The organism is Vibrio marinisediminis, from assembly GCF_014050145.1.
Classification (GTDB): domain Bacteria; phylum Pseudomonadota; class Gammaproteobacteria; order Enterobacterales; family Vibrionaceae; genus Vibrio; species Vibrio marinisediminis.
In genome coordinates this window covers 1-225 of sequence record NZ_JACFYF010000436.1, presented here as the reverse complement: position 1 = coordinate 225, position 225 = coordinate 1, and the positions used below count along the sequence as shown (strand labels likewise).

Annotated in this window: 1 pseudogene; it reads left to right on the top strand. The window is 64.0% G+C overall.

What is annotated here, in order from left to right:
* Positions 1 to 225: pseudogene (locus H2O73_RS24535) on the top strand (TRAP transporter substrate-binding protein); the annotation flags it as partial.

Below are 225 nucleotides of genomic sequence, written 5' to 3'. Positions count from 1 at the left end.
CCGTTCGAGAAGCGTCACGGGTTGAAATTCCTGTTCACCCACGCCGAATTGCGCGGGATCATGATGGGCCAGAACTTCGCCGACAAGCCCACGGTGACCCGCATCGAGGACATCATGGGCACCAAGAACCGCGTCACCGGCACCCAGCTGGGCCGGATCGCGATGGAGGCGCTCAACCTCAACCCGGTGCCCGTGGCCTGGGAAGAGACCCTCGACGGGCTCAAG